Below are 7,496 nucleotides of genomic sequence, written 5' to 3' on the forward strand. Positions count from 1 at the left end.
TCCTACGCCGCCGGGCTGGCCGATTTCGCCGCGAACGGGTGAACGTGCCGGCCGTAGTCGATCTGACCTTTCGCATCCGGGCCGGGGAGATGGTCGGCTACCTGGGCCCGAACGGCGCCGGAAAGTCCACGACCATCAAGATGCTGATCGGAATTCTGGTACCCAGCACCGGTCTCTTACGTGTTGGTGGGCTCGACCCGTCGCGGCAGCGGATGGAGCTCGCGCGCCGAATCGGGGTCGTCTTCGGGCAGCGCACCACGCTCTGGTGGGACCTGCCGTTGCGCGACAGCTTCAACCTGCTTCGGCGTATCTACCGTGTTCCGCCGACCCGGTTCCGCGAGAACATCGACCGTTTCGTCGACCTCCTGGAACTGGCGCCGTTCCTTGACACTCCCGTCCGCCAGCTTTCACTCGGCCAGCGCATGCGGGGCGATCTCACCGCCGCGCTGCTGCACGACCCGGAAATCATCTATCTTGATGAACCGACAATCGGGCTCGATGTCGTGTCCAAGGCCGCGGTACGCGGGTTCCTGACCGACATCAACCGTGAACACGGGACAACGGTGCTGCTCACGACCCACGACATGACCGACATCGAGCAGCTGTGCCGGCGGGTGCTGGTCATCGATCACGGCCGACTCGGCTTCGACGGACTGTTGACCGACCTGCGCGCCCAGATCGGTGGAGAACGCACCCTGGTCGTCGACCTTGCCGGGCCACACCCGCCGATCGACATCGCCGGTGCCCGCGTGGTGAGGATCGACGGGCCACGCCAGTGGTTGGCGTTCCCCGCAGCCGCAAGCGCGGCGCCGCTGGTCGCCGCGGTGGCCAGCAGATACCCCCTGATCGACCTGTCGATTCGCGAGCCTGCGATCGAGGACATCATTGCCGAGCTCTACACGTCGGGCGCGGGCGGGCCGCCGCTGCCCCGCCAGGCCGGCTCACGATGACAGCCCACCTCGCCACTTACCTCACCGTCGCCCGATGCAGCGCCCGCCGCTACGCCGGCTATCGGGCCGCGACCGCAGCCGGGGCGTTCACCAACACGGTTTTCGGGATCATCCGTGCCTACGTACTGCTCCAGGTGTGGCACCAGCGACCCGGCCTTGGTGGGTACGACACCGCCGGCGTGGTCACGTTCGTCTTCCTCGGGCAAGCACTGATCACATCCATGGCGCTGTTCGGCGGTGGGATCGAGCTGCCCGAACGCATTCGGTCCGGCGCCGTGGCCATGGACATGGCCAGACCGGTCAGCTTCCAGACCTGGTGGCTGGCGGCCGACGCCGGCCGCGGCGCCGTCCAGCTACTCGTCCGCGGAGTGCCTCCGATCGCGGTCGCCGCAGTTCTGTTCGACCTGCGTATCCCCACCGGTCCAGGCATCTGGGGACTGTTCGCCGTGTCCCTCGTGTTGGGCTTCCTGGTCAGCTTCGGGCTGCGCTACCTGATCGCCCTCGCCTCGTTCTGGCTTCTCGACCAGCGAGGTCTGGAAAGTGCCTACAGCCTGTGCACGGTGTTCTTCTCCGGCGTCGCCGTTCCTCTTGCCATCATGCCCGGGGCGCTGCGGGGCCTGGCCCAGGCACTACCGTTCGCCGCCATGATGCAGGTGCCGGCGGACGTGTTCCTGGGCAGTCGGACAGACGTCTCGATGCTCACGGAGCTCGCCTTCCAGGCCGGGTGGGCCGCCGTGCTCCTCGCGACCGGCCGGCTTCTCACCACCCGAGCCACCCGGAAGCTGGTGATCCAGGGTGGCTGACGTCGCCAAGGCCGACGCCACAGCCACAGCCGGTACTGGTACTGGTACTGGTACTGGTACTGCATACCGTAACCGCTTTGAAGCGGTGCGCCATTATTGTCTGTTCGCCGCCATGTGGACGCAGGCGGCCTGGCAGTACCGCGCGTCGGTGGCGCTGCTGGCGGTGGGGCAGTTTCTCTCGACCGGCCTTGACCTCGCGGTGATCGGGGTGCTGTTCGCGAACGTGCCGCGGCTCGCCGACTTCGACTTCACCGAGGTGGCCTTCCTGTATGGAACGTCCTCCACGTCGTTCGCCCTGTCCAACATGCTGTTCGGGTCGATGGAGCGCATCGGCGAGCGCATCCGGGACGGCAGCCTGGATGTGATGCTCGTCCGGCCGGTCGGACTGCTCGTACAGGTCGCCACGGACGGCTTTTCGCCACGTCGACTCGGCGGCCTCGCCCAGGGCTTCGGGGTACTCGGGCTTGCGATCGCCGGGCTGGATGTTGCGTGGAACCCCGGCCGGGTGCTGCTGGTAGCCGTGATGGTGATATCCGGCGTCGGCCTGTTCAGTGCGATCTGGATCGCCGGCGCGGCGTTCCAGTTCGTCGTCCAGCAGGCGGCGGAGGCGATGAACGCGGTCACCTACGGCGGAAACTTCCTGACCCAGTACCCGATGTCCCTGTATGGACGACACGGCATGCAGACGCTGACCTTCATCGTCCCGCTGGCGTTCCTGAACTGGCAACCTGCCCTGTACGTACTCGCGAAGCCGGACCCGCTCGGTCTGCCGACCGCGTTCCGGTTCGCCTCGCCGCTGGTCGCTGGTGCCGGGCTCGTGCTCGCCACCGCCGCCTGGCGCACCGGTCTGCGCCACTATCGCTCCACCGGTAGCTGATCATCCGATCAGCGGCGATGGTAGACTCAAACCATGATCACAACCATTGACGTGGCAGGCCGACTGGTAGTGCCCAAAGCCCTGCGCGAGCGCATGGGCCTGAAACCAGGCACCCAGATCGAGGTTGAAGAACGCAACGGCGAACTCACGTTGCGGCCGGTCGGGCCGAGGGCCGTCGCCGTCGAACGGGACGGTCGTACCGTGCTCACGACCGGTACACCCACCCCACTCCTAGAGCACGAAGACCTACTTCGCATGATCGACGAGTCGCGCGGATGGCCTCGTTGATCACAACAGCCGATACGAGTGTGGTCGTGCCAGCCCTTGCAGACTGGCATCCCGAACACAAGAGGTCACTCGATCTCGTACGGAACGTCCGGCAGCTACCCGGACATGTTCTGATCGAGACGGTTTCCGTGCTCACCAGGATTCAGCGCGGGGTCGCCACCCCGGCTGCCGACGTCGTGCTTGCGCTGACGCAGGACTTTCCTGACGAACCACTCGTACTCAGCCCGGCCGAGTACCGGCGGCTCCTCGCCACCTTCGCCGCCACCGGGATCACAGGCGGGCAGGTGTACGACGCCTTGGTGGGGATGAGCGCCGCGGCTGCCGGTGCACGCTTGTTGACAGCTGACCGCCGTGCCCTGCCCACCTATGCCGCAGTGGGAGCCACCGCGGAACTCGTCTTCTGATCACTGCACGCCGAGCGGACCGCACGCTCGGTCAGCGCCCCGAACAGCAGGCCGATCGTGGTCCACAGCGACACCTGAATCGCCAGGGATGCGATGCGGAACCGCCACAGCACATCGGCGGGAAAGCCCTGCGGGGTCTCGTGCACCTGTGGCAGGAGGTAACAGGCCAACCCGACGATCACCAGAGCACCGGCCATGGCGAGCAACGCCGCATCCCAGGCACCGAACCTCGCCGCGAGCCGGCGAGCCGTCACAGCGCCACCGATGACCGCTGCCAGCGAGATCAGCATCATCGTGAAGTACAGGCTTGTGCGCTCACCGATGGTGTCGGGATTACCGATGGACGGCGGGTTGGCCGGATACTTCAGATCGGGCAGCAGGTACATTCCCATGAAGCCCGCGAGCGCCACCAGCGCCGCCGTCCCCCGCGCACCCAGGCCACCGAGGCGCCCCTGCACACCGGCGTAGGCGAGAGCGAAGAGCCCGCCGATTGCGACGCCGAACACCAACAGGCCGGTGAACAGGCCGATGGTGCTCTGCACGTTTCGGGACACCAGATTCATTGCCTGCACGCCGTCGGCGGCGTCCCGCGCCGACTCGAAGGCGATCGCGTGGCCGACCTCGCTCTCCCCGAGGAGCTTGGCGACGACGAAGGCACACACGGCTGCGAGCGCGCCGACCAGCATCCCACGGATCAGCAGTGCGCGAACCATCACCGGCCCCGCTCAGTGACAGGCGAAACCGAGCAGGTGACGGGCATCGTGTACGAACTCGTGGATGTAGCTACCGCCCACGAGCGACACGGCGCCCTGTTCCGCACCGACGAAGTACAGCAGCAGCAGCGCCAGGACCGAACCGAAGAGCGCAAATGGGGCCAGCTCGCTCAAGGGGATCGTCGGCAGCGCCGGACGGGCGGCCGGCGCATCGCCAGCCGCTGGATACGCCATTGCATGGGCCATTGCGGGACCTCCACAGGAATCACGCGTTCCACTCGGCAGGGCATGTCCGGCGATGGGTCTGGCTTCCGACGTCGCTCCTTGGGCGGGCCGGTCACAGTGGCGCGACCGTGCCGGATTCACACCGGCTTCCACCGCTCGGACACCAATGAGACAACCAGCAATCAACCCCTCGCGTCAAGCAGTACCGGTTACGCATCTCACCGGGTACTCAGAGGACCAGCTGGGCCGAAGGGCGAAGAGCGCCCGCCCTCACCTGTAGACAGCCCTCACCTGTAGACCGATGCCGCGACCGGGATGGCCGGATCGAGGTTCTGAAGGGAGACCACCCGCCGACCCAGTGGCGCGATGGCCAGCGGAATCATCTTGAACGACGCTACGCCGAACGGGATCCCGATGATCGTCAAACAGAGCACCACGCCGAAGATCAAATGTCCGAGGACGAGCCACCAGCCGGCGATCAGGAACCACAGCAGGTTGACCAGGAAGAGCACGACGGGAGCCTCGCCGGGCTGGTCGACCACGACCCGGCCGAACGGCCAGACGACGTAGCCCGCCAACCTGAACGCCGCGACCCCGAACGGGATCGTCACGATCAGCAGGCAGCACACTATGCCGGCAAGGAGATAGCCGAGCGCCAGCTCGAACCCGGCGAACAACAGCCACAGAATGTTTCCGATTATCCGCACGCCCGCTACCTACCCGCCTGAGCGGTCACGATCCCGAGTCACGCTCGACCCGGATCCGGCGGGACTGGATCGCCTGCATCTCGCGGACCTCACGACCCTCCACGCCCCGACCCCTTCGACAAGGGCCTCGCCGGCACGCCCAACCCCGACATTCAGGTATATCCATATGTTCGACTAATTCAGGACCTTCGTCCTGTTTTCTGCTACCCTCACGGGTAGTAGCCTGACCGGGACGGAGGACGCGGGATGCATGCTCCACGCCCTGCAACGCCGCGTCCCCGTTGCCGGCCGCGCTGGGCAGCACCGCTCCCATCCGTTCCGGAGATTCTTCCCGGACGGCACTCGACGCATCCTGGACTTGACCGAACGACAGGAGGAGCAACACGGTGAACAACGAGAAGGCCGAAGAGCAGCCGCTGCACGTGCAGGGCCGGGACGCGGTCATCGCCGGTGCCGCTGGAGTACGGTGGCGCGACGGCGAGCCGCCCGACTATCATCTGTCGAAAGAGACGATGCCCCAGGAGCGTACCCACGAACACGCCAAGGGCTCCCTGGCCGACATCGTCGAGCGCGTGGTTCAGGTCTTCGAAATGGAGGTCTCCCACAAGAAAGATCCGGCCCAGTGGGTCAGTATGGTCACCGATCAGTTCCGTACCCGCGTCAACGGCGGTCCCTGGGCAAACAGTCAGGACCTTGTCGAAAGAGGCAGCTACAACATCCTCATCGGCGAGAACCCCTATTACTCGGCGAGCGACGAGACGTTCGAGTCCTCCCATCAAATCTTCCTCAAGGCCCTTCCGGGCGGCTTCTTCTGGGAGGTCCTGGAGGTCTACTCGCCACCGCCTATGATCACTTTTAAATGGCGCCACTGGGGTACCTTCAGCGGACCGTACAAGGGGTTCGACCCAACCGGCGAACGCGTCGAGATGTTCGGGGTCAGCGTGGCGCGTGTCGCTGACGACCTCAGACTGCTCGAAGTCGAACACTTCTACGACAACACCGGCTTCCTCGGCCAGCTAGCCGGCACACGCTCCGCGTGAGATCGGGGGCGCGGCTCTCCGCCACGTCAGCCGCGCCAACCAACAGACCAACAGCAGGAGCCGCCAGGAACAGCCTGAGAGCGCCCGGCCAGAACGTCAACGTGTGACCGGGAGATAGCTCCAGCCACGTTGTACGAAGGTGGGACGCCGGACGGGGGTCCCAGCGAAAGAAAGCGCGGGAAAGCGCGCCATCAGGCTGCGCACGGCTATCGCCAGCTCCACCCGGGCCAGCGGCGCCCCAACGCAGAAGTGGACGCCACCGCCGAAGGCGACGTGCGGATTCGGTTCCCGGCCGACATCGAACTCGTCGGCCCGCTCGAAAACCTCAGGGTCACGGTTGGCCGAACCGAGCAGAGCCGCGATCCGCTCCCCCGTCCGCACGACCACTCCCCCGATCTCCACGTCGGCCATGGCGGTCCGTTCGAAAAGGTGCAGTGGCGAGTCGAAGCGGAGGAACTCCTCGGCTGCGGTGGCGGCCAGTTCCGCCGGCCGCTCAATCAGCCGCCGCTGTTGCTCGGGGTGGCTCAGCAACGCGACCATGCCGTTGCCGAGGCAGTTGACGCTGGCCTCGTGCCCGGCGTTGAGCAGTACCACGACCGTGGCAACCAGCTCGTCCTCGGTCAACCGGTCGCCCTCCTGCTCCGCCTGGACGAGATGGGTGATCAGGTCGTCGTGCGGACGGCGGAGGCGTTCGGTGGCAAGGGCGCGCACGTAGGCGCCGAACTGGGCGGCCGCATCCCGGGCCGCGGCCTCCTGCACGGGACTGCGCTCGTATTCGTTCATCTTCACCAGATCCGCCGACCACGGGCGCAGCAGATGCCGGTCGCTGTCGGGAATACCGAGCAGCTCCGCGATGACCATCACCGGCAGTGGTTCGGCGAACTCGGTGATCAGGTCGAAGGGTTGCCCGTCCGCCGTTCTCATCGCGACGCCGTCGAGCAGGACCTGGCACAGCTCGTGGATGTGCGGCCGCAGTCGCTCGATGTTGCCGCGGGCGAAGGCCTTGCCCAGTAGCCCGCGCAACCGGGTGTGCTTCGGTGGCTCACATCCCAGGACGGACTCCCGCTCCAGCTTGTTGAAGCCGACCCAGAGGTCCTCGGGCAGGCGTGGCTGATAGATCCGGCCCAGCCCGCGGTGACGCACCACCGCGTCGGCGTCACGGTACCTGGCCGCCAGCCACATCCCGAGCTCGTCGCTCCACACCGGGCGGCCGGCCGCCCGAAGCTCGGCGAAGACCGGGTACGGGTCACGGACAAGATCAGGACTGCGTGGGTCAAAGCGACCTGCGTGACCATCGACCCGACGGGACGGGACCACCGCGCGCTCCATTCCGTGGCGGACACCCCCACCCCACCATGGAACCAGTACAGCTCGGCGCGCAGCAGGCAGACCCGGCCCTATCCTGCGGCGCGGCCTGCGTGGTTGATCACGCCAACCATATTCGATCATGGCTGTTTGCGCGCACCCGGAGGCCTTTTGATCAGCTAGC

General features: G+C 66.5%; 10 protein-coding genes and 1 riboswitch. Of the genes, 6 read left to right on the forward strand and 4 right to left on the reverse strand.

The genetic code is table 11. The features are described 5' to 3' along the window. From U9980_RS08260 to U9980_RS08280, 5 genes are all read left to right on the forward strand, one after another. Positions 1 to 950: ABC transporter ATP-binding protein (locus U9980_RS08260; RefSeq protein ID WP_322767393.1), on the forward strand; the 950-nt coding region annotated here is incomplete at its 5' end. Beyond that, a complete protein-coding gene (locus U9980_RS08265; protein WP_322767394.1) occupies positions 947 to 1,753 on the forward strand; it encodes an ABC transporter permease in 807 nt (268 codons plus the stop codon). The genes U9980_RS08260 and U9980_RS08265, both read left to right, overlap by 4 nt. Further along, positions 1,746 to 2,630, forward strand: coding sequence for an ABC transporter permease (locus U9980_RS08270; protein ID WP_322767395.1), 885 nt, complete (start codon positions 1,746 to 1,748; stop codon positions 2,628 to 2,630). Before U9980_RS08265 ends, U9980_RS08270 begins: the two co-directional genes overlap by 8 nt. A gap of 33 nt (positions 2,631 to 2,663) precedes the next feature. Then, complete coding sequence (locus U9980_RS08275; RefSeq protein WP_322749754.1) at positions 2,664 to 2,918, forward strand: AbrB/MazE/SpoVT family DNA-binding domain-containing protein; 255 nt, start codon at positions 2,664 to 2,666, stop codon at positions 2,916 to 2,918. Beyond that, entirely contained in the window at positions 2,906 to 3,322 is a 417-nt protein-coding gene (locus U9980_RS08280) for a PIN domain-containing protein (protein WP_322767396.1), read from the forward strand. Before U9980_RS08275 ends, U9980_RS08280 begins: the two co-directional genes overlap by 13 nt. On the opposite strand, the gene U9980_RS08285 is transcribed toward U9980_RS08280, so the two are convergent. From U9980_RS08285 to U9980_RS08295, 3 genes are all read right to left on the reverse strand, one after another. After that, positions 3,283 to 4,035 carry a CbtA family protein gene (locus tag U9980_RS08285; RefSeq protein WP_322767397.1) on the reverse strand — a complete coding sequence of 251 codons (753 nt, stop codon included), beginning with the start codon at positions 4,033 to 4,035 and terminating at the stop codon, positions 3,283 to 3,285. The two genes, U9980_RS08280 and U9980_RS08285, sit on opposite strands and share 40 nt — an antisense overlap. Before the next feature lie 12 nt (positions 4,036 to 4,047). Further along, positions 4,048 to 4,269, reverse strand: coding sequence for a CbtB domain-containing protein (locus tag U9980_RS08290; protein ID WP_416210197.1), 222 nt, complete (start codon positions 4,267 to 4,269; stop codon positions 4,048 to 4,050). 49 nt (positions 4,270 to 4,318) lie between these two features. Beyond that, positions 4,319 to 4,443: riboswitch (cobalamin riboswitch) on the reverse strand. Between the two features lie 104 nt (positions 4,444 to 4,547). Continuing rightward, on the reverse strand, positions 4,548 to 4,967 hold the full coding sequence (locus tag U9980_RS08295; protein WP_322767399.1) for a YccF domain-containing protein: 420 nt from the start codon (positions 4,965 to 4,967) through the stop codon (positions 4,548 to 4,550). A gap of 386 nt (positions 4,968 to 5,353) precedes the next feature. Here U9980_RS08295 and U9980_RS08300 point away from each other — a divergent pair, with 386 nt between their 5' ends. After that, positions 5,354 to 6,007 (forward strand): SnoaL-like polyketide cyclase, encoded by a 654-nt coding sequence (locus tag U9980_RS08300; RefSeq protein WP_322767400.1) that lies wholly within the window; start codon positions 5,354 to 5,356, stop codon positions 6,005 to 6,007. A 96-nt stretch (positions 6,008 to 6,103) separates the two neighbouring features. Here U9980_RS08300 and U9980_RS08305 read toward each other — a convergent pair whose 3' ends face one another. Beyond that, positions 6,104 to 7,324, reverse strand: a complete 1,221-nt coding sequence (locus tag U9980_RS08305; RefSeq protein ID WP_322767401.1) for a cytochrome P450 — start codon at positions 7,322 to 7,324, stop codon at positions 6,104 to 6,106. Between the last annotated feature and the right edge of the window lie 172 nt (positions 7,325 to 7,496).

The organism is Protofrankia sp. Cr1 (assembly GCF_963555865.1).
Classification (GTDB): Bacteria; Actinomycetota; Actinomycetes; order Frankiales; family Frankiaceae; genus Protofrankia.

What these genes read in the sequence shown, in the direction of transcription:
- U9980_RS08265 (WP_322767394.1), top strand. Translation starts at nt 947, where the DNA reads ATGACAGCCCACCTCGCCACTTACCTCACCGTCGCCCGATGCAGCGCC.
- U9980_RS08280 (WP_322767396.1), top strand. Translation starts at nt 2,906, where the DNA reads ATGGCCTCGTTGATCACAACAGCCGATACGAGTGTGGTCGTGCCAGCC.
- U9980_RS08275 (WP_322749754.1), top strand. Translation starts at nt 2,664, where the DNA reads ATGATCACAACCATTGACGTGGCAGGCCGACTGGTAGTGCCCAAAGCC.
- U9980_RS08290 (WP_416210197.1), bottom strand. Translation starts at nt 4,269, where the DNA reads ATGGCGTATCCAGCGGCTGGCGATGCGCCGGCCGCCCGTCCGGCGCTG.
- U9980_RS08285 (WP_322767397.1), bottom strand. Translation starts at nt 4,035, where the DNA reads ATGGTTCGCGCACTGCTGATCCGTGGGATGCTGGTCGGCGCGCTCGCA.